Raw genomic sequence first — 21,689 nt, forward strand, 5'->3', positions numbered from 1 at the left:
GGGTTAAGTTTGCTGCTCTACAGTCCTGCGCAAGACGGAAAGCACATTAAGTGCTTTCCTTTGCGTGCGGAACTCGCGACAAACTTAACCCGCGCCAGCCGGCCCCGGAGACCCTCCCTGCCGTCACTATGTTCGAAGACTTTGTTGCTCGCCGCTTCGCGGCTCGGGACCCCCGTGCTCCTCGGCGGGGTTGCCTGATGGTTGTTGTTGAACTTCGGCCTTTGGCTCAAAGAAAAACGGGGGATGCAATCTGCATCCCCCGTTTTTTTGCGTTTACTCTAGGTCAATAAATTTGGTGCTGAGAATCTTGCCGTCCTTGACGAGCATTCTGGCCATGGTGGGGCCCCGGGTGCCCCTGGGGTAGCTGGCGCTGCCTGGGTTGAGGACCAAGCAGCGGCCCACCTGGGCCTCTTTGGTTACGTGAGTGTGACCGTTGATGGCTACGTCCACGGATCCCACCGGGAGGTCTTCGCGGTAGTGGGCTACGGCAAACTTAAGGCCCTCGTAGCTAAAGAGCGCCAGACGGTCCACTTCGGGGCCGTAATCACGGTAGTAGTCGTTATTGCCCAGAACCGCTCGCACAGGGGCAATGGTTCGCAGATGTTCGTAGTCCATCTCCGACGTAAGATCGCCGGCATGGATAATCAGGTCCGCGCCGCTCAACTCATCTAAAAGCGCGGGCGACAGATAACCGTGGGTGTCCGAGATGATGTCGATACGCTTGGCGCTTGCACTGTTCATGGGATCCCTTCCGCAAAACGATTTGGTGCATTCATACAAAAAGCCCCGCGGCTCCGCAGACGATTTTGGTCTACAGGGCTGCGGGGCCGGTGTGCTAGAGGCTCAGGGCCTTCTTGAGCGGTACGACGCGACGGCGCGAAACCGGTACGCGTTCGTCGACGCCCGTAATGCCCAGCTGGATAGCGCCCGAGGGAACCGTCTCGACGTCGGTAACACACGCCAGGTTAACGATATAGCGGCGGTGAACGCGGAAGAAGCCAAAATCACAGAGCTTGGCCTCGAACTGTGCCAGCGAGGTCGTCGACAAAAAACGGTCGTCGACGGTATAGATACAGGAGTAATCGTCCTTGGCCATAATGAAGCGAATGTCGTCCACGGGGATGAGCACCTTGCGGCCGCCCTTCTCCACCGGGATGCGCTCGATGGTCACCTTGCTGTCCGCAACGGGCTTCGTGCGCTGCATGACCTTCTCGATTGCACGATCCAGGCGGGCTTCCTCTACCGGCTTCATCAGATAGTCGACGGCATCCACATCAAACGCCTCAACCGCATGATCGCTGTACGCGGTCACAAACACGATCGCCGGCGGATTCTTAAGCTTATGCAGCGCCTCGGCAAGTTGCAGACCCGAAGCGCCAGGCATCGAAATATCGAGGAACACGGCATCAACGCGACTCTCCATAAGCATCTCGATGGCGGAGCGAACGCTCGACGCTTCTGTGATCGTGCCGATCTTGCCCGTCTGCTCGAGCAAGAAGCGAAGTTCCGAACGGGCCGGGGCCTCATCATCCACAATCATCGCACGCAGCATGGGGATAAAACCTTTCGTCAACTAACTACGTCGGGCATACGCCAACCGGCGTTAAGCCCGTGACCAATTATTCTACTCTTGAATGTCGAAGATGCTCTCCGACAAATCGAGATGTAGGAGCACTTTAGCGCCCTTACCCGGCGCCGATTCGACGCGCGTATAGGAGTGCGGCCCATAAAAGCGATGAATGCGCTCCGAAATATTGTGCATGGCAACGCCGGCGCCGCCACCCTGCGGGGAGCTGGCGTCGGGGCGGGCAGAGCGCTCGTCAAACAGTCTGGCAGCGATGCCCTCGTCCATGCCCACACCGTCATCGGCCACCGAAATCAAAATCGCATCGTCACCATCCCTGCGCACCGTCACGTCAATCTTCAGCGCACTGGCATCACCCATGCCGTGACGCACGGCGTTCTCGACAATCGGTTGGATCACAAATGCCGGAACCAGCGTGTCCTCGACGTCCTCGGACACGTCAAAGGTCGCCAGCACGCGATCCTCGCCAAAGCGCGCCTTCTCAAACGTCAGGTAGCGCTTGGTCTGTGCGACCTCGCGCGACACGGGAATGAGCGAGCCCGAATTGTCGAGCGTTGCGCGATAGAACGAGGAGAACTCGCGCAGCAGCTCGCGGGCGCGCAGCGGGTCGGTACGCGTAAACGATGCGATGGTGTTGAGCGTGTTGAACAAGAAGTGCGGGTTAATCTGCGCCTGCAGGGCACGCACCTCGGCACGGGCCGTGAGCTCCTTTTGCACCTCGAGCTCGTGAATGGCGAGCTGCGTGGACAGGATTTCGGCAAAACCCGAGGCGAGCGCATACTGGGTACGGTCGACGGCACGCGGGGTCTTGTAATAGAACTTGAGCGTGCCGACGGTGCGGTCGCCCACCTTGATGGGTGCGATGATGCCAGCGGGGACCTGGTTGTGTGAGCCATCCGAACCCACCACGTCCACCACGCGGTTGAACGACTGGACGATACCGTGTTCGATGACGTAGCGCGTGGCGAGCGTATGAATGGGAGAATTGGGCAGCAGCTTTTCCTCAAACTCGCCCGCGCAGGCCAGTACGTTGCTCTCGTCGGTAACGGCAACTGTCATGGCGCGTGTCTCGGGCAAAATGCGCTGGCACACCAGACGTGCTGACTCCTGCGTCAGACCGCCTTTAATGTCCTCGAGCATGGCCGAGGCCACCGAGAGCGTCTCCTCGGTGTACTGCGAGCGAACCGAATCGGGATTGAGCGTCAAAAAGATAAAGATACACAGGAAGATGCATAGCAGCGTACAGGCGACCACGGTCGCGATTGGCTCGATTCCAGTCGCCAGGGCAAAAACAAAGTACACCAGCACACAAATGGCGCAGGATACGGCAATGATGCGAAAGATTGACATTGAACTATCGCGCTGGGCGCGGCGGTCGATCATTCAGTCCCCTCCAGGATGCTGGTCAGCTGGGCGTCACGCCAGAGCCCATCCATAATCTTGGGCCAGAAGCTCTGGAAACGCAGGTAGCTTGCGGCGTTTTGGCGTGCGTAGGTCCTGGCCTCGTCAATACCGTGGCGCCAAATGCGTAGGTATCCCTCGTGCTCGCGGGTAAACATGCTGCGGACCATGGCAGTCTTACGCACGCGATCGTCAAGCTCGCGCGAAATCCACGGGCCCGGATAGGGCATGAGAGACGCGGCTGTAACGGGAACGAGCTCTTTCTGATGCGCGGCAAACGTTAGCTTGGCACGTTCGTAGTACCAACGGTACACGTCCTGCATAAAGCGCGGCGAGCGTTTCTCGGACTCGGGCGGCAGATGGCGCACGGTCCACTCGTTATCAAACCATACGTCGTAGCCAAACATGCGCATATTAAAGAGGTAGTCCAGGTCCTCGCCACGAGTGATAAACGGGTCAAATGCCACGCGGGTAAAGGCGCGGGCATGGAGGGCCATAAGGCCGCCGCACACATAGTTTGAACGCGAAATACGGGTGCCCGAGAGCGCCTTTTTCATCCAGCGATTGAACTCAATACGCTTGGTCCACCAACGGTGGCAGATGCCCACCTTGTCCGTGGGGGCCAGCGGCGATCCGTCTCGATCGTAAAAGTAGCCGCTCTTAACCAAGATTGGCAGGCCCTGACGCGTCTGCTGCCCCAACGCGTAAGTCGCGCGTTTCATAAAGTCGGCATCGATGACAGTCTCGTCGTCATCCAAAAAGATGACGGCATCGTGACCCAGCACGGCGGCACAGGCAAGTCCCATATTGCGGATGGCGCCATAGCCGCGCAGGCTCACGCATTCTCCCGAACCCTTGGGCGCAATCTGCGCTACGCGGTCGGCGATACGCGATGCCTGGGTATTGGTGACTACGGTAACTTTGAGCGTAGGGTGCGCCTCGACGATTTCGCGTACGCGCTTCGACACATCCGCCGTGGCCGAGATGGGACAGACCACCAAAAGGATGATTCGCGGAATATCGCGTACCTGCTCGAGCGAAGCAAGACAGTGATCGAGCTCGGGATTGGCGGCGTTGAGATTCGTCGAGTGGTCATAGACACCGGGAGCGTTTGCATGGGCATCATCGCCCGCCCAATATGTTGGAATCACAACCGTGGCGTTCATGCCTTCCCTCCCTGCAACACAAAAACGAGGCGCCGCCAAACACAGGCGACGCCCCGCGACCTAGCTGATTCCATCATACCCACTTGGGCAAATCATTGCTCGCAAGTCGCAATGTTTATTGCGGATAACCCCAAAAGAGTACCGCAGACAGGCACAATAGCCGCTCGCTCCTATGCGGCATGCTCTGCCGCTCGAGTCATGCGAGACAGGCGGGCCAGCAGCATAAAGCCAACGACCAGCAGCACAGCAATGGAAAGAACGCCCAGCGACGGGTTGCCGGTCAGCGAGGTGACGACCGACACCAGAAAGGTGCCCATAACGCTTGCATAGCGCCCAAAGATGTCAAAGAAGCCGTAGTACTCGTTGGACTTTTCCTTGGGGATGATGCGGCCAAAGTAGCTACGGCTGAGTGCCTGCACGCCACCCTGGAACAGGCCGACCATAATGGCAAGCACCCAGAATTCAAAGGCGGTCTTGAGGAAAAACGCGGCGAACAGCACAATGCCCATGTAGGCGGCGACCGCCACCAGGATCATGTTGAGCGTGCCCACGCGTCCGGCGAGCTTGCCGTAGATGATGGCGGACGGAAAGGCCACGAACTGTGTAACGAGCAGGGCCAGTACCAGCTGGGTCGAGTCGATGCCCAGAGCCGAACCGTAGCTGGTTGCCATGGAAATGACCGTGTGCACACCGTCGATGTAGAAGAAGAACGCGATCATGTAGACCAGCACGGTCTTGTTGTGGGCGATCTCGCGCATGGTGTGTACGACCTCGGAGAACACGCCGCCCACGATGTGGCCGATGGTGTCCTCGGGACCGCGCTCGCGACCGTACTTTTGCTTATAGGTGCGAATGAGCGGCAGGGTAAAGATGAGCCACCAGGCACCAGTGATGACAAACGACAGACGCGTTGCCAGCATGGTGGGGACGCCAAGAGCGGGACCACCCATGATAAGCGCCAGGCAGATGATAAACGGCACAGTGGAACCGATGTAGCCCCAGGCATAGCCCGAGCTGGACACGGCGTCCATGCGCTCGTCAGTGGTAATGTCGGGCAGCATGGCGTCATAGAACGTCATAGAAGAGTTAAGGCCGATGGTGCACAGCACGTACACGGCCAAAAATGCCATGGCAGACATTGGGATAGCCTGCGCCAGGCAAAGCACCAAGCCCGTGAGGAAGAAGCCCAAGAAAAACTTGATCTTGTTGCCGGCGTAATCGGCAAGTGCGCCCAGAATGGGCATGAGCATGGCAATGACCAGCGAGGCAATCGTCTGCGCGCTACCCCAAGCGACCACCAGGTCGGCCGAGGAAGCACCGGTATTGATGGCGTTAAAGTAGATGGGCACCACCGAAGTGTTGAGCAACACGAGGGCCGAATTGCCCACATCGTACATAACCCAGTTACGCTCGAGCTTGGTGTATTTCATGGACAGGGACCCTTCGTATTCGCCCGATATGCAGTCAGTTCATCGTACCCCAATTGCACAGAGGCACCGGTAAGGATTCGGCAAAGGGACACGCACGAACCCTACTCCTCGCGGTCGAACTCTTCGTCAGCGCCGAGCACGCGACCGCTGTAATTGACGTGGTTGGTCACGGCCTCCATATCGCCGGTCTCGATAAAGCGGGTGACCGTGCACTCGTAATCGACCAGCGCGCGGTCAAAGACCTCGGGGAAGCTCTCGTTCGAGACCTCATCGGTAAAGGGATTCTTCCACGTCAGATGGCCCAGATTGCCGGTGCGCTCGGGCGGCTCGGTCGTCACGCGGTGAGCAAGGCCATCGAGCAGGGAGTAGTCGTGTACTAGGCCCTCGACCAGGGCAATTGCACGCGTCTTGACCGAGCCCGCCGGTTCAATGGCGCGATAGAGCAGCTGCATGTCGGCAACGGCGGCACCGTACTCCCCCGCTGGGATATAGATACCGTACACACGCCCGGCAACATAGCTCATCAGCACGCCGGCCACGCGATTGATGCGGTCGGTGGTGACAATCTCGCCCGCCGGCGGATAGTCCTCGACCGTGGCCCCGTCGCGCTTGAGCTGCAGCATCAACACGTCCAGGTCACTTTCGAGCACCGCATGGACCTGGCTGCCCGAATCCCCCAGCTCGGGATCGGACTCGACAATGCCAAACTGCTGCTCGTAGACAAAGGGGTGGGCATTACGGTCGAGCACGTAGTGCGACAGCAGGCCCAGCGCAAAGGCGCGGCCCAAGTTGGCATCGCGCGGGAGCAGATGGGACACGCCGTCGCGCAGGCACGAGAACTGGCGCGACATGCGCGAGCGATGCATGGCCTGCGCCAGCAGCGTGCAGTCGGAAACGCGCGGCGTCAGGATGTGGAAGAAAAACGGGTCGGGACCCTGGTTGCCCAGGATAAAGGCAATGCGTTCCTCGTCGGACGTAATGACGCCCTGCGGCAGACGATCGATGCTTTCCTCGCCAAACAGATGATGCGTAATAAGCGCAGGCATAATGATCCTTTCGATTTCATTCGATGTCACCCATTATGCCCACCGCGCGGCCATGCCAAACCCGCGTCGGCAAACGATGGCATGCGGACCGTCTACACAAGCCCCAGGCGCGCCTTAACCTCGGCAGCGCGACGACGGGACACGGGCACCGTCGAGGTTACGCGATCGAGCCTGAGTTCCATAAGACCCGTAGAACCGATCTCGACATTGTGCACGTCTTCCAAATTGACCAGATAGCTGCGGTGGACACGGATAAAGCCCTCGGAGGCCAGGCGCCGCTCGAGCGATGAAATCGACTCATTGATCAGATATGTTCCCTCGGCGCAGACGGCGTTGCAAAAATCGGCGCGCGCCTCAAAGTAGCAGACATCCGCCACGGGAATGAACACCTTTTTACCCCCACGATCCACCGTCAGGCGCAAAGGCTGGTGCGGAGCATGGACGACACGGCGTGCGCCCAGGGCGGTCTCGATCTTATCGAGCGCCTTTGACAGGCGAGCATCCTCGACCGGCTTTACGATGTAATCGACGGCATCGAGGTTATAGGCATCGGCCGCATACTCGGCAAATGCCGTCACAAACACCACGACCGGCGGTGTCTTTAGGTTCTGAAGCGTCTCGGCAAGCTCAATTCCCGAGCGACCGGGCATGGTAATGTCTAAAAACAGCACGTCGGGCTTGTTCGACAGAATCGATTCCACGGCTTCGGTGACATTGCCCGCCTCGGCAATCTGGCCCACACGCGCATCCTTTTCCAACAGATAACGTAGCTCAGCCCTAATTGGAGGCTCGTCATCAACCACCAAGATATTCCAGCCTTCGGACATATGCGCTTCCCCTCTTTTTTCTCTCAATCCAACCGCGTGCTACACCGTTAGCGGCGCCGGCTCATGCGGCTCGCCGTTCAACTCAACGATGACCTGCGTTCCCACGCCCTCCTGGGACTTCACGCGCATGCCAGAATCTTCTCCGTAAAAGAAATGGATGCGCTGAAGCACGTTGAAGAGCGCCAGGCCGCAGCCTCGCTTGACGGAGCCGTCGGCGGTAATGCTTTCGGGCTCCTCTCGGCGATGCTGCTCAAACAGATGCGCGCAGACTTCTTCGCTCATACCGATGCCGTCATCTTCGACGATGATCTCCAAGCCGTCATCGGTCTCAAAAGCCCTAACACGAATGGAAAGCGGCTCGGTCTCGCGCTGCGCATGCTTGATGCAGTTTTCGAGCAGCGGCTGCAAGATAAACGGCGGCACCAGGCTGTCGCGCACCTCAAAGTCGATGTCGACCGAAACGCGCAGACGGCCGTCGCCATACCGGGCCTGCATAAGATTGATATAACGGGTGCCCTGTTCCACCTCGTGCTCGAGCGTGGTGAGCGTATCGGAGTCAGAAAGCGTCTGACGATAGTAGTTGGAAAAGTCGATCAGCAGCGATCGTGCCTTGTCGGGCTCGGTTCGAACGAGCGAAACGATCGTGCTAATGGTATTGAATAGAAAATGCGGATCGACCTGCGACTGCAGAGCGCGGAGCTCAACGCGGGCCGTGAGCTCATCTTGGCGCTCGAGCTCAAAGCTGGCGAGCTGCGTGGAAATGAGATCGGCGAAACCCGAGGCAAGCGCCGTCTGGCGCATATCGATGCTGCTCAGGCGGGGGTAATACAGCTCGAGTGTGCCCACGCAATGACCACGCACGCTAAGCGGCGCGACAATACCGGCACGCAGACGGGGAAAATAGCCGCCCGTCTCATTGGAGGCATCACGCGAAAACACGCTCTGCTCGCCCGTCTCAATCACGTTGAGCGTGGTCTTGAGCACTACCGGGGTTCCGGCAGGGCACTTTGCCGAGTCCTCGCCCCAGCTTGCCAGCACCTGCCTGCCGTCAGTAAAGCAGATCGCAGAAGCGATGGTCTCGGACAGGATGATTTTAGAGGCACCCAGGGCCGCTTCGGGCGTAAGGCCGCGCGACGTGTAGGCAAATATTTTTGATGCGATGGCGAGCGTGCGGTCGGTTGCGCTCGATGTGAGGTCATCGGGGACCACAAAGACATACGAGAAGAAGAAGCACAGCATGACCAGGCCGGCAATAACGACAACGCCTGGAACGGGATTGGGATTATCGGTTAAATCCCAGATAAGCAGCAAGATAAGCGCCGGAACGACAACACCGAGTAGGATGGCCTGAACCACATGCTGGGCCGTACGAAAGACCTTGGTAGAGTTGTAACTCTTGCCCAGATTCAGCCTGTTTAAATCCACCGTCATCCCCTCTTGTCCGTAGTACCGATAGCAATAAAGAGGGCCGCAAGCGACCCTCTCCATTGCATTATGCAATCAAAAACTGTGTTTTACATCCAGCCATCGACAAACGGTAGCTTAGGCGCTGTACTTGTTTGGCTCGCCGAAGGTGCCGGCCTCGACAATCCAGCCGTCCTTCATGATGACGTCCATGTTGTCGGTGTTGAGCACGTGGATGTCGGCGGCGACGTCACCGTTGACGACCAGCAGGTCGGCGCACTTGCCGGCCTCGATGGAACCGGTCTCGTCCTCGATGTGGCACATCTTGGCACCGTTGAGGGTGGCGCAGGTGATGGTCTCGACCGGGGTGAAGCCGATCTTGTCGACGAACTCGTACATCTCCTCGATGGAGCAGGTGCCGTACGGGGTGACGAAGGAGAAGGAGTCGGAGCCGATCGTCATGACGACGCCGCGCTTCTTGGCCTCGCGCAGGCAGTCATAGTTGCGCTGCAGCTCCTTCTCGACCAGGGTACCCTCGTACTTGTCGTGCAGCTCGGGGACGTAGACGGGAGGATAGGTGGCGTACCAGGTGGGCAGGAAGGCGATCGTCGGGGTGAAGAAGGTGCCCTGCTCGGCCATGAGGTCCATGGTGCGCTCATCGATATCGAAGCCGTGAATCAGCTGCTCGCAGCCAAAGCGAACGGAATCGTAGGCGGCGGCGTGGTTGTTGTAGCAGTGGCTCCACACGGGGATACCGACCATCTTGGCCTCTTCGACCACGGCCTGGATCTCCTCGGAGCAATAGTGCTGGTCGCGACCGGAGTCCCAGCGCCAGATGCCGCCACCGGTAGCCCAGATCTTGATGGCATCGGGGTTCTCGCGCAGGCGACGACGGACGGCCTTGCGCAGATCCCAAGGACCGTCGACCTGGTCGCCCCAGGGATGGGATTCCTTGTTGAGCTCCTGGGTGCAGTGGTGGGAGTCACCGTGACCGGCAACACGGCAGAAGCCGAGGCCGGTGGCCAGAACGCGCGGGCCCTTAAAGACGCCCTTGTCGATGCAGTCGCGAATCTGGATACCAAAGCGGCCGATCTCGCAGACGGTGGTGAGGCCGTGGGTGAGGCAGTCGTAGGCCTGCTTGACGGCGACGGCCTGCTTCTCGAGGAGCGGCTGCATGACCCAATCGGTGTCATCGTCGGTCAGGTTGCCCGAGAAGTGCAGGTGGGTGTCGATCAGGCCGGGAAGGACAGTCTTGCCGGCGGCGTCGATAACCTCAACGCCCTCGGGAAGGTCCTGCATAACACCGGCGTACTCGATCTTGCCGTTATCGTTGACGAGAACGAGGGAGTTCTCGACCGGCTCGGCACCGGTACCGTCGATGAGCTTGCCGCCAACGATTGCATACTTAGTGGACATGGTTCCTCCTTATGGATCCATATAGTGGGTGAGGCCGTGTTGGGTTAAGGCCTCACAAAGCTACCCAAGTGATGCCGGGTTCGGTACGCGGGAGAGAGGGCACCGCGCACCCAATCCGCCCCGGCTCGGCGTTACTTTTTACGGGAATTGGTGAAAGCCATGAGAGCCAGGCCAATAGCCAACCAGCCGATCACGATGCTCCACTCCACCATGTTGAGGGAGGCGGGAGAGAACGGAATCACGAGCAGGCCGATGATGATGGCGCAGGCAGCGATGGCGAGGCTGATGCCAAACTTGCCGCCGGGCACCTCGTAGGGACGAGGTAGGTCGGGCTCGGTGAAGCGCATGCGCAGGCAGGCAAGAGCGACCATGCCGCAAGAGAAGATGAAGGCGAGAGCCGACACATTGGTCAGAGGGATGAGCATGTTCTTGCCCAGGAACGGACCGACGACGGTGATGATGGCCAGAACGACGCAGGCGAGCTTGGGAGCGCCGGAATTGGGATCGACCTCCGCAAACTTCTCGGGCAGCTGGCCCTTGCGGCCCATGGCGAGCATAATGCGGCTCGTGGCGCCGTAGAAGGAGTTCATCGGGCCCATGGGTCCAAGCGTGGCGATGACGAGCATGGCCAGGTACAGGAGCATGTTGATGCCCTTAAGACAGGCAAGCGCGGGAACCGGGCTCTTAACAAACTCATGCCAGTCAAGGATAGTGCCGAACGAGTAAATGCAGACCATGTAGAAGCCGCCGGCGGCCAGCAGGGCCAGGGAGATGATCTTGCCGAACTTGTTCCAGTTAAGGCCCTCGGCTGCTTCCTCAGCCTGCTGAGGAATGGTGTCGAAACCGGCGTAGAAGAACGGGGTCAGAACCAGGACCGACACGATACCGGCGAACAGGCTGGTGCCCTCGGTGGCGGCCTTACCGCCGCCAGCACCGGCGACCTGGGAGAACACAGGCATGGCGTTGTTCGGCGAGCCGGTGAACAGCGAGACGCCCATGGCGAGTAGCATGCCGCAGAGCAGGGCCTTGGTCAGGAAGGCTTGGAGCTTGGCGGCCGAGCTGGCACCGCGGAAATTGAGGAAGATGACGTAGACTGCAAAGCCGAGCGCGATCAGCGTCGGGAACAGGTAAACGTCGGCGCCCAGGATGGTGTAGAGCTTGATGGCGCGCAGCCACTCAAGACCGGGCAGGCTACCGAACATCTCGGACACGAGAGTCGAAATGGCAATGGCCTCCCACGGGCACAGGATGCCGTTGCCCAGGGCCAGGAGCCAACCGGTAATGTAGCTCATTGTACGGCCAAAGCTACGATCGACATACTCGACGATGCCGCCCGAGATGGGGATAGCAGCCGTAAGCTCACCGAAAACAGCTCCGACGGGCACGAGGAAGATTGCACCCAAGAGGAATGCGATCATAGCGGGAACGGGACCGCCGCCCACGACCATCCAGTCGCCGACCTGCAGAACCCAACCGGTACCGATGATGGCACCGAAACCGATGGTGAAGAAGTTCCAGAGCGAAAGCGTTTTCTTCATGCCGCCGGTATCCTCGACTGCAACTTCTGCGTTCTTGTCCGCCATTGTTCCCCTCCTTTCCTTTCTGACGCCCCTTGGCGTCACCCCTTGCACGGCCTGTTTTGCCGCGCACTTTTTATTTCATGGCTTTAAGATACGGCCTTGGCACAGCAACGCCACTCGTAGCTCGACCGAAGGCAGAACTGCAAAACGAGCGGCGCCGTTTTTGGGACGAACGGCGAGGGGCGCCACTCAGTGCGGGCGTCCGTTTTGATGACGCGACTCAATCGCTCGCGGAGGGCGTCGCTTTATGACGCCAGGCTCGCTCCCGTCCATGCCGCTTACCGAGGTTTTGGTGTATGTCCTCATTTGCTGCACGTCTTTTTTGTAGGATGGACGGGTTATACATGAGACGAGGCGGTGCAAATGGCATACGAATACAACGGCGGCGAACGACAGCGAAACGTTCGCCTTGCCGGGCGTACCACGCCAGCATCCAGGAGTGTTTCTGACAACGACGGGCCGCAGCGTCCGCAGGATCGCCCCTTGTCGTCTATGCCGCAGAATACCAGCACGCGTCAAGCGGATCGCCCACGCTCGGGCACCCGTCAACGCCGGGCCGAAGTGCCTCGGCGGCAGAAAATCGATCGGCGAAAGTCTGACAACCACATCAGCCGTTTCTTTTCGAAGCCCCGCGGCGGACGCGGCGCAAAGCAGCCACGGCCGCTGGGACGCGGCCGGGCCGCCAATCCGCAGATTCATCGTCTCTGTCTTGCCCTGTGCTCCATCATGGCATGTCTGGCCTTTGTGTATCTGGGGTCGTGTGCCTCGCATGGCTCTGCCGGCCTAGAGCCCACCGCCGAGGAAAAGCTCCTCAAAGCCCCAGTCGCACCCGGCTACTCGTTTGCTTTTTCGACCCCACGTTCGCAGTGGAGTGCCGGCACCATGCCGCATATCTACCAGATCGACCCCGCATGGTCGGAGCTGCCCTACGCCGGTGGAACCATCCGCCAAAACGGCTGCGGACCCACCTGCCTCACCATGATCTACATCTTTAAAACGGGGCGCACCGATATGACGCCGGTCGATATGTGCGCCCTTTCCGAGGCGGGCAACTATGCCCCCACCGGTGCCACCGAGTGGTCGTTTATGACGAGCGGCGCCGCGCAGCTGGGGCTTAACGGGACGCAGCTCTACAACGACCGAGACTCGATGGCCCAGGCCTTGCGCTCGGGTGCTCCCGTAATCGCCGTCGTGCGTCCCGGCATGTTTACCAACGTGGGTCATTACATCGTCCTCTACGGCATTGACGACGCCGACCAAATCGGTGTCTACGATCCCAATTCGCCCAGCCGTAGCGCCCGCCGTTGGGGCATCGTAGAAGTCCTCAACGAAATCGAAACCATGTGGGCCTACTACTAGTCATTGGGGACAGACTTAAATGGCCAATACTAGTCATTGGGGACAGACTTAAATGACCAGCCATTAAATGACTAGCCACTGGGGACGGTCTTTGCAGACGACCGCTCGCGCTGCCGAAAAGGACTGTCCCAAGATGCCGGCAGAAAAGGAACGTCCCCAAGTGCCGGGTTTCCGCGGTCTTCAGCGCTTCTCATGAACAGTCACCTCAATAGCAAAAGCCCCGCAGTCGGAGCGGACTGCGGGGCTCATGAAGAGAGGCTAGTTTGTGGGCGCTTTGCCTGGCGCCCACAAGAGAGGCAACAGAGTAGAGGCTACTCGTGGATGCGGGTACCGGAGAGGCCGGCCATGGTCTCGGCGGCCTTGTCCAGGGCGCCGATAATGCAGGTGCGGCCCTTGCGGGAACGGGCGAACTTGATGGCAGCGCGGACCTTGGGCTCCATGGAACCCTTACCGAACTGGCCCTCGTCGGCCAGGCGCTCGGCCTCGTCGGCGGTGAGGTCCTCGAGCTCCTCCTGGTTGGGCTTGCCAAAGTTGATGGCGACATGCTCAACGGCGGTCAGCAGGAACAGAACGTCGGCGTCGCAGTCCTCGGCCAGCAGCTCGCCGCCCAGGTCCTTGTCGATGACGGCGGGAACGCCCTTGTAGCAACCCTTGTTCTCGTAGTCGCGGACGACGGGAATGCCGCCGCCACCGCAGGCGATGACGATGAACTCGTTGTCGAGCAGGTTGAGGATGGAGTCGGCCTCGACGATCTTCTTGGGATCGGGGGAGGCGACGACGCGGCGCCAGCCGCGGCCGGAATCCTCGACGAAGACCTTGGAGGGATCCTCGGCCATGAACTCCTTGGCCTGCTCCTCGGTGTAGAAGGGGCCGATCGGCTTGGTCGGGTTCTTGAACGCGGGATCGTCGGGATCGCACTCGATCTGGGTGACGACGGTGGCGGCGTGCCAACGCTTATAGCGCTTGTGCATCTCGCGGCCGATGCCCTGCTGCAGGTGATAACCAATGTAGCCCTGGGACATGGCGCCGCACTCGGGCAGCGGCATCTCGGGGGTGCCGATGGCGTCGTGGGCAGCGGCGAAGGCATTCTGGATCATGCCGACCTGCGGGCCGTTGCCGTGGGTGATGATGATCTCGTTACCCTGCTCGATGAGACCAAGGAGTGCGTGGGCGGTGTTGCTCACGGCCTCGATCTGCTCGACGGGGTTGTTGCCGAGGGCGTTGCCGCCAAGGGCGACGACAATACGATCGGGCTTGCCAAGAGGCTTAGACATTGCTGGAATCCTTTCTGTAAAAGGCCTACATCCCATTAATAACCCACGTCCGTGCAATACGCGAGTTTATTAAGGTTTATATTCTCTTTATCGCTCATTTTATTCATTTTGAAAACAGTTGAACGGTGAACGGTCGTTTTTACCCGTTCAGCGTAAAGATGCCCAGCTCAAGCATATCTAAGCTATTTACGTGCGACTTTATTTTGATATAGCAGGGATTAGACCAGATTATACAAACTATATCTTTGCTAAACACAAAACAGACAGCGCAATATCTTACTCGCACTATACGAGATTCTATACATTTATAAGACGAGTATGCAGCCCTGCAATAACATGGCGTTTTTCATCCAACTTAAGGAATAGACAAGTGTTCATACCGCGCGTCGGCCGGCAGCCGGCGAGCCGTCTCGTCGATTGCCGCTTCCAGAAATTCAAAAACTGATATTGCGCGCGCAATTACGGCATGGTACTTTAGCGAAGAACAGCGCGGGCTGGGGCGACAGAGATCTGTCGTGAAGTTTGGGTTCGGCGACCCCACTGCTGTCTTCTCCTTATCCGCCAGCGAACCCCTTGAGCGACGGATTGAGGAGGTCCTTACTATGACAAAAATGCTCAAGATCACGCTGAATGGCGAGACGTTTCTCGCCGACATGCTCTGGGACAAGGCTCCCGAGGCGTGCAAGCTGTTCGAATCGTCCTGTCCGGTCGAGTCACGTATCTTTTCGGCCAAGATCTGCGATGCCGAGGTAACCTATCCCGTATCGGGCCCCATCGCCAATTACGAGCACATCGAGAACCCCGTCTTTCACGAGCCAGCGGGCGCCGTGAGCTGGTATGGCGGCTGGTCGTCAATTTGCATCTTCTTTGACGTGTGCGAGCCCTTTGGCACCTGCAACATGTTCGCCCGCATCTGCGAAGCCGACCGCGAGCGCTTTGCCGCCGCCTGCCGCAATGTCTGGGACAACCAGGGCATGTACATTAAAAACGAAATCGTCGAGATCGAAACGGAGGCCTAAAGATGATGGATATCAACACCCTGCTCGCACTCGACCTTGCCGAGTACACCACTGCACTTGAGGCCCTCGCTGACCAAATGATGCTCGAAGAACCCCGTGACATCGACTACATGCGCCGCCGCAAGCTCGACACCGGCCGCGAATTCGCCGTCTGGAACTTCACCGTCGGCTACTGTATGAACGCCGCCGACGCTCTCTCCCTCCTGCGAGCCCAGGCCAACGAAAACGCCAACGACGGCACCGCCGACCTCGCAACGATCAACAACAGCGCCGCGCGCCTGTGCGACTGGTTCTCGGGCGCCTTTGACGTCACCGGCAAAATGGATGACACTACGGCAATCCTCGCCCACAGCCGCGACCTCTACGCCCAGGTAGAGACTCACGAACAGTTCGCGGCCCTCACCCGTGCCACTGAGCGCTATCTGGTCCAGCTCCAATTTTGGGTCGACCGCCAGATTCCCTGGCCGGCTATTAGCGACCTCGTCCACGGCTACCGCCTACGCACAGAGAGCGGCGAGACAAGGTAAAAACAGCCAGGTAGCACCAACATAGTCCCACCACGGGACCCAAAGTAAGAATCAGAGGGCTGGAGACGCACGCAACAGCGTCCCCAGCCCCTTCGCAAAGTAGAGCGCTGTTTCAGTGGCTTTGAGACCTTATCGGACCTTTGCTATCTTCCAATTTTTGTATATTTACGACGTTATTATCTGCCAATTTTTGTATGATTTTAGGCGATTCTATCTGTCAATTTTTGTCATTTGGGGGTTTAATGCTACGCCGTAAGGTCACTGATAGGCTTTTGAGCTGGAAGAATAACTCCAATAAGGCATTACTTGTTACTGGTGCGCGTCAGATCGGCAAGAGCTATGCGATTCGCGCGTTTGGAAAAAGCAACTACGCTTCGTATTTTGAGGTCAATTTACTACTCGATATCGAAGCAAGGAATGCACTTGTTGGCGCAAAGAACTCCGTTGACTTTATCAACCGCGTAGCCCTTCTTGCGGATGCGCCGCTTGTTGAGGGCGATACGCTTGTCTTTGTCGATGAGATTCAGGAGTATCCGCAGATCGTTACACTCATGAAGGCGTTGGTCGAGGATGGGCGCTTTAGCTATGTCTTCTCGGGGTCTATGCTTGGGACTGAGTTTAAGGGGATCTCTTCTTTTCCGGTGGGGTATGTAGAGCACATTGTTATGCGCCCGATGGATTTTGAAGAGTTTTGTTGGGCAAACAGCGTTAGCGAGAATGTGCTTGCAGGCATTCGCAGCTGCCTTGTCGAGAAACATTCTGTCGAAAACTATATTCATGAGGCGATGCTCAAGAACTATAGAGCTTATATCGTTTGCGGCGGCATGCCGGAGGTCGTTCAGAATTATATTGATTCGGGTTATTCGCTCGTGAGCACACGTGAGCTTCAAACTCAGTTGGTCGATCAGTACAAAAGCGATATCTCAAAATATGCATCGACTCGAGCGTTTAACGTTCGGTCGATTTTTGAGCAAATTCCCGTTCAGCTTGAGGCGGAGTCTCATCGCTTTGTTGTTTCGTCTCTGGGTGAGGGAGCTCGCCTTAAAAAATATGAGCAGGATTTCCTGTGGCTTGTTAACGCAGGTGTTGGATTGATGGTCGCCAGGGTGATGGAGCCACGGAGTCCTCTCAAGAGGACGGAGAAAACGACAGCCTTCAAACTATACGAGTCTGATACAGGCATGCTCTCATCGCGATACCCCGGTAGCACTGCACGCGCTGTCTATCTTGATATGAAAACTCCCAACCTTGGTGGTCTCTATGAGAACGTGGTCGCGCAGGAACTCGTTGCCCTCGGGGCGGATGCATGGTACTACCAAACGCGTGAGGTCGGTGAAGTTGACTTTGTGATCGAAGGCGCCCACGGGCATGTTGTCCCAATCGAGGTCAAATCGGGCAAGAAAGTTCGAGCGCATGCGGCCCTCGATCGTCTGATGAGTGTAGGCGAGTACAAAATTCCCGAGGCCGTTGTACTGAGCCACGAGAATCTCAGCAAAGAGGGCAAGGTTCTGTACGTTCCAATCTACATGACGTTTTGTCTCGATGAGTTTATGGAAAAGGATGACCCCAATAACGATTTCTCGTTCGCACCCATATCTCTCTAGCCATTTGAATCCGCAATCCAGCCCCGCCCACGCATCAATGCATTTCCCAAGGTGCTGCGCGTTTCGCGGCAAAGCCGCGAAAAAGCAAAGGGATAAGAAGCGGCAACAGCCAAAACCTCCATCCATCCCCAAAGTGGCGCGAGGTTTCGCGGCAAAGCCGCGAAACAGCGAAGGGGACAAAAGACCCCCTCAGCCACGTCCTTCATTCAGCCCCACAATCCGAGGACGTAGTCGTAGCAGGATCTGAGGGCTAACCTTCGCGGACATTCCGCAGGACGAAAGAACCCCCGCCGCACGTAGTGCGCAGCGGGGGTTCTTTCATGTCCGAGGACATCCGCGAAGGTTAGCCCTCAGATCCTGCGGTGGGAGACCTAGGCCTCGTTGTACACCGTCTTGAGCTTCAGCAGGTGAGCGTAGCGGTCCATAGCGGCCTGCTCGTTCTCCTTGAAGAGCTCCTCGGCGCGCTCGGGGAAGGAACGCGTCAGCGAAGCGTAACGGGCCTCGTTCATCAGGAACTCCTGATAGCCGCCCGCGGGCTCCTTGGAATCGAGCGAGAACTTCTTGCCGGCAGCAGCCTCGGGGTTGAAGCGGAAGAGGTTCCAGTAACCGCACTCGACAGCCTTCTTCATCTCGGCCTGGCAGTTCTGCATGCCGCCCTTCTTGATGGAGTGCATCTCGCAGGGGCTGTAGCCGATGATGAGGGACGGGCCGTCGTAGGCCTCGGCCTCGTGGATGGCCTTGAGAGTCTGAGCCGGGTTGGCGCCCATGGCGACCTGCGCCACGTAGACGTAACCATAGCTCATAGCGATCTCGGCCAGAGACTTCTTCTTGGTCACCTTGCCGGCAGCGGCGAACTGAGCAACCTGGCCCAGGTTCGAGGCCTTGGAGGCCTGACCGCCGGTGTTGGAGTAGACCTCGGTGTCGAAGACGAAGACATTGACGTTGTGGCCAGAAGCCAGGACGTGGTCCAGACCACCGAAGCCGATGTCGTAGGCCCAACCGTCGCCACCGAAGATCCAGAAGGACTTCTTGGTGAGGTAAGCCTTGTCGGCGAGGATCGCCTTGGAAGCGTCGCAGCCGCACTTCTCGAGCTCGGCAACGTAGGCGGCGGCAGCAGTCTTGGAGGCCTCGGCGTCGTTGACGGAGTCGATCCAAGCCTGACCGGCGGCCTTGAGCTCGTCAGACGGACCGTCTGCGGCGATGAGCTCCTGGGTGGCGGCGATCAGCTTATTCTGGACGGCCTCGTAACCGATGGCCATGCCCAGACCGTGCTCAGCATTGTCCTCGAACAGGGAGTTGTTCCACGCCGGGCCGTGACCGTCCTTGTCCTTGCAGTAAGGAGCGGTGGCAGCGGGGTTGCCCCAAATGGAGGAGCAGCCGGTGGCGTTGGAGATGAACATGCGGTCGCCGGCGACCTGGGTCACCAGACGTGCATAAGCGGTCTCGGCGCAGCCGGCGCAGGAGCCGGAGAACTCCAGGTAGGGCTGCTTAAACTGGCTGCCCTTGACGTTGGCCGCGATGAGCTCCTTCTTCTCGGAGACGTTCTTGACCATGTAGTCCCAAACGGGCTGCTGATCCATCTCCTGCTCGGTGGGAGCCATCTCGAGGGCGCCCTTGGGGCAGACCTTGACGCAGTTGGTGCAGCCCATGCAGTCGAGCGGGGACACAGCCATGGTGAACTTCATGCCCTTGGCCTTGGGACCCATGGCGTCGAGCGTACGGGTAGCCTCGGGCGCAGCGGCAGCCTCGTCCTCGGTCATCGCGAACGGACGGATGGTGGCATGCGGGCACACATAGGCGCACTGGTTGCACTGGATGCACTTGGTCTCGTCCCAGTGAGGAACGACCACGGCGACGCCGCGCTTCTCGTATGCGGAGGCGCCCAGCTCAAACTGGCCGTCGGCACAATCGACAAAGGCAGAAACGGGCAGGCTGTCGCCATCCATGCGATCGATGGGCTCGAGCAGGTTCTTGACCTGCTGGGCGATAGCGGACTTGGTCTCCTCGGAAAGCTCGACAGGAGCGGCGTCCTCGGCGGTAGCCCAGTCGGCCGGAACCTCGAACTTACGGAAGGCGGTAGCGCCGGCATCGATGGCCTTGTGGTTGGCGTCGACGATGGCCTGGCCCTTCTTCATGTAGGACTTGGTAGCCGCGTCCTTCATGTACTGCAGGGCGTCCTCGGCGGGCAGGACCTTGGCCAGCGCGAAGAAGGCGGACTGGAGCACCGTGTTGGTGCGCTTGCCCATGCCGACCTTGGCAGCCAGGTCGATAGCGTCGATCAGGTAGACGTTGACGTTGTTGTTCGCGATGTAGCGCTTGGCCACGGCAGGCATGTGCTCGGCGAACTCCTCATCGCTCCACTGGCAGTTGACCAGGAAGGTGCCGCCCGGCTTGACGTCGCGGACCATCTTGAAGCCCTTGACGATGTAGCTGGGGTTGTGGCAAGCGACAAAGTCGGCCTTGGTCACGTAGTACGGCGAGCGGATCGGGGAATCACCAAAGCGCAGGTGCGAGACGGTAACGCCGCCGGTTTTCTTGGAGTCGTACTGGAAGTAGGCCTGAACGTACTTGTCGGTGTGGTCGCCGATGATCTTAATCGAGTTCTTGTTGGCGCCGACGGTACCGTCGCCACCCAGACCCCAGAACTTGCACTCGATGGTGCCGGGAGCTGCGGTGTTGGGCGCATCCTCGGCCTCGGGCAGGCTCAGGTTGGTCACGTCATCGACAATGCCGATGGTGAACTCGCGCTTGGGCTCGTCCTTCTTGAGCTCCTCGAAGACGGCAAACGCGGACGCGGGAGGCGTGTCCTTGCTGCCCAGGCCGTAACGGCCGCCGACGACCTTGATACCCGTCTTGCCGGCCTCGTAGAGAGCGGAGACGACGTCCTGGTAGAGCGGCTCGCCGATGGAACCCGGCTCCTTGGTGCGGTCCATGACGGCGATCTTCTGGACGGTCTCGGGGAGAACGTCCACGAAGTGCTTGATGGAGAACGGACGGAACAGGCGAACCTTGACCAGGCCGACCTTCTCACCGTGAGCGTTGAGGTAGTCGATGACTTCCTCGAGCACGTCGCAGAAGGAGCCCATGCACACGACGACGCGATCGGCATCGGGAGCGCCGTAGTAGTTGAACAGGCCGTAATCGGTGCCGAGCTTCTCGTTGATCTTCTTCATGTAGCCCTCGACGACGGCAGGGAGCTCGTCGTAGACCTTATTGCAGGCCTCGCGGTTCTGGAAGAAGATGTCGCCGTTCTCATGGCTGCCGCGGGTGTGCGGGTGCTCAGGGTTGAGCGCGTGGTCGCGGAAAGCCTGGACGGCGTCCATGTCGCACATCTCGGCAAGATCCTTGTAGTCCCACATGGCGACCTTCTGGATCTCGTGGCTGGTGCGGAAGCCGTCGAAGAAGTTGAGGAACGGGGTCTTACCCTCGATGGCGGCAAGGTGAGCCACCGGCGAGAGGTCCATGACCTCCTGGACGTTGCCCTCGGCGAGCATGGCGAAACCGGTCTGGCGGCAGGCCATGACGTCGGAGTGATCGCCAAAGATGTTCAGGGCGTGGGAAGCGACGCAACGCGCGGAGACGTGGAAGACGCCCGGGAGCTGCTCGCCCGCGATCTTGTACATGTTCGGGATCATCAGGAGCAGGCCCTGAGAAGCCGTGTAGGTGGTGGTCAGAGCACCGGCGCCCAGCGAACCGTGAACGGTACCGGCTGCACCCGCCTCGGACTCCATCTCGACGACCTTGACCGGGGTGCCAAAGATGTTCTTGCGACCCTGGGCCGCCCACTGGTCGACATGGTCGGCCATCGGGCTGGACGGCGTAATGGGATAAATTCCCGCTACCTCGGTGTACGCATACGAAACATATGCGGCCGCCTCGTTGCCGTCCATAGACTTAAACTTACGCGCCATATACCCCTCTCCTCTCATATAGGTATACAGGCCCCGGCGATTACCGGGATGTTGGCGTGATGGGATTTTCGCTGTTGCTTCCAGTCATCTGACAGGCGGACTCAGCAGCAGGTACATGGCGTGGAGAGAAGGCATGCCGA

Annotated in this window: 16 protein-coding genes; 4 read left to right on the forward strand and 12 right to left on the reverse strand. The window is 59.0% G+C overall.

Features of this window, described 5'->3' with window-relative positions; all coding sequences use genetic code 11:
* Positions 1-273 precede the first annotated feature (273 nt).
* The 10 genes from ACTQV3_RS03480 to ACTQV3_RS03525 form a co-directional block, all read right to left on the reverse strand.
* Entirely contained in the window at positions 274-741 is a 468-nt protein-coding gene (locus tag ACTQV3_RS03480; protein WP_427719507.1) for a YfcE family phosphodiesterase, read from the reverse strand.
* A 94-nt stretch (positions 742-835) separates the two neighbouring features.
* A complete protein-coding gene (locus tag ACTQV3_RS03485) occupies positions 836-1,552 on the reverse strand; it encodes a LytR/AlgR family response regulator transcription factor (RefSeq protein WP_441067355.1) in 717 nt (238 codons plus the stop codon).
* Between the two features lie 72 nt (positions 1,553-1,624).
* Complete coding sequence (locus ACTQV3_RS03490; protein WP_427794496.1) at positions 1,625-2,968, reverse strand: histidine kinase; 1,344 nt, start codon at positions 2,966-2,968, stop codon at positions 1,625-1,627.
* The gene (locus tag ACTQV3_RS03495) at positions 2,965-4,152 is read right to left on the reverse strand and encodes a glycosyltransferase (protein WP_441067357.1); all 1,188 of its coding nucleotides are present in this window, start codon (positions 4,150-4,152) and stop codon (positions 2,965-2,967) included. The genes ACTQV3_RS03490 and ACTQV3_RS03495 overlap by 4 nt, the downstream gene beginning before the upstream one ends.
* A gap of 170 nt (positions 4,153-4,322) precedes the next feature.
* A complete protein-coding gene (locus tag ACTQV3_RS03500; RefSeq protein WP_427728898.1) occupies positions 4,323-5,582 on the reverse strand; it encodes an MFS transporter in 1,260 nt (419 codons plus the stop codon).
* Positions 5,583-5,683: 101 nt separating this feature from the next.
* A complete protein-coding gene (locus ACTQV3_RS03505; protein WP_441067359.1) occupies positions 5,684-6,628 on the reverse strand; it encodes a zinc dependent phospholipase C family protein in 945 nt (314 codons plus the stop codon).
* Positions 6,629-6,720: 92 nt separating this feature from the next.
* Entirely contained in the window at positions 6,721-7,455 is a 735-nt protein-coding gene (locus ACTQV3_RS03510) for a LytR/AlgR family response regulator transcription factor (protein ID WP_427728894.1), read from the reverse strand.
* 39 nt (positions 7,456-7,494) lie between these two features.
* On the reverse strand, positions 7,495-8,880 hold the full coding sequence (locus ACTQV3_RS03515) for a sensor histidine kinase (protein WP_441041729.1): 1,386 nt from the start codon (positions 8,878-8,880) through the stop codon (positions 7,495-7,497).
* A 117-nt stretch (positions 8,881-8,997) separates the two neighbouring features.
* Complete coding sequence (locus tag ACTQV3_RS03520; RefSeq protein WP_441067361.1) at positions 8,998-10,275, reverse strand: amidohydrolase family protein; 1,278 nt, start codon at positions 10,273-10,275, stop codon at positions 8,998-9,000.
* Between the two features lie 131 nt (positions 10,276-10,406).
* Positions 10,407-11,858, reverse strand: coding sequence for an APC family permease (locus tag ACTQV3_RS03525; protein WP_441031882.1), 1,452 nt, complete (start codon positions 11,856-11,858; stop codon positions 10,407-10,409).
* 723 nt (positions 11,859-12,581) lie between these two features.
* On the opposite strand from ACTQV3_RS03525, the gene ACTQV3_RS03530 reads away from it, so the two are divergent.
* The gene (locus tag ACTQV3_RS03530) at positions 12,582-13,214 is read left to right on the forward strand and encodes a C39 family peptidase (RefSeq protein ID WP_441067363.1); all 633 of its coding nucleotides are present in this window, start codon (positions 12,582-12,584) and stop codon (positions 13,212-13,214) included.
* Between the two features lie 311 nt (positions 13,215-13,525).
* Here ACTQV3_RS03530 and arcC read toward each other — a convergent pair whose 3' ends face one another.
* Positions 13,526-14,488, reverse strand: coding sequence for a carbamate kinase (gene arcC / locus ACTQV3_RS03535; protein WP_006235166.1), 963 nt, complete (start codon positions 14,486-14,488; stop codon positions 13,526-13,528).
* A gap of 602 nt (positions 14,489-15,090) precedes the next feature.
* Here arcC and ACTQV3_RS03540 point away from each other — a divergent pair.
* The 3 genes from ACTQV3_RS03540 (at position 15,091) to ACTQV3_RS03550 (ending at position 17,638) form a co-directional block, all read left to right on the forward strand.
* The gene (locus tag ACTQV3_RS03540; RefSeq protein ID WP_154518619.1) at positions 15,091-15,507 is read left to right on the forward strand and encodes a DUF3830 family protein; all 417 of its coding nucleotides are present in this window, start codon (positions 15,091-15,093) and stop codon (positions 15,505-15,507) included.
* 2 nt (positions 15,508-15,509) lie between these two features.
* A complete protein-coding gene (locus ACTQV3_RS03545; protein WP_368138240.1) occupies positions 15,510-16,034 on the forward strand; it encodes a hypothetical protein in 525 nt (174 codons plus the stop codon).
* A gap of 272 nt (positions 16,035-16,306) precedes the next feature.
* Positions 16,307-17,638: an ATP-binding protein gene (locus tag ACTQV3_RS03550; RefSeq protein ID WP_441535750.1), complete on the forward strand. Its 1,332-nt coding sequence runs from the start codon at positions 16,307-16,309 to the stop codon at positions 17,636-17,638.
* Positions 17,639-18,009: 371 nt separating this feature from the next.
* On the opposite strand, the gene nifJ is transcribed toward ACTQV3_RS03550, so the two are convergent.
* A complete protein-coding gene (gene nifJ / locus ACTQV3_RS03555) occupies positions 18,010-21,549 on the reverse strand; it encodes a pyruvate:ferredoxin (flavodoxin) oxidoreductase (protein ID WP_441067367.1) in 3,540 nt (1,179 codons plus the stop codon).
* Between the last annotated feature and the right edge of the window lie 140 nt (positions 21,550-21,689).

Origin of the sequence: Collinsella sp. LCP19S3_A7, assembly GCF_052121995.1 — a bacterium.
Lineage (GTDB): Bacteria > Actinomycetota > Coriobacteriia > Coriobacteriales > Coriobacteriaceae > Collinsella.